This window comes from Nocardioides sp. Root240 (assembly GCF_001428825.1).
Lineage (GTDB): Bacteria > Actinomycetota > Actinomycetes > Propionibacteriales > Nocardioidaceae > Nocardioides.
In genome coordinates, this window is record NZ_LMIT01000001.1 from 179,446 (window position 1) to 179,883 (window position 438).

Annotated in this window: 1 protein-coding gene; it reads left to right on the top strand. The window is 74.4% G+C overall.

Features of this window, described 5'->3' with window-relative positions:
* A partial coding sequence (locus ASE20_RS25385) for a hypothetical protein (RefSeq protein ID WP_225868987.1) occupies positions 1-438 on the top strand: 438 nt, incomplete at both ends.

Sequence of the window (438 nt, forward strand, 5' to 3'; positions counted from 1 at the left end):
GCGGACACCGACGACGGCGGCGTCGACGACGGTGCGGAGATCGACAACGGCACCAACCCGCTCGACGACGCCGACGACGTGCCGGCCACGGGTGACGCCGACGGCGACGGCCTCAGCGACGCGGACGAGGTCACGGCGGGCACCGACGCGGCGGACGCCGACAGCGACAACGACGGCCTCAGCGACGGCGCCGAGGTCCACAGCGTCGGCACCGACCCGAACGACCCGGACACCGACGACGGCGGCGTGACCGACGGGGCCGAGGTCGCGAACGGCACCAACCCGGTGGACGACCCGGCGGACGACGTACCGAGCAGCGACCGGGACGGCGACGGGCTGACCAACGACGAGGAGCTCGCGCAGGGCACCGACCCCGACGACGCCGACAGCGACGACGACGGGCTCACCGACGGCGCCGAGGTCAACACCCACCACACC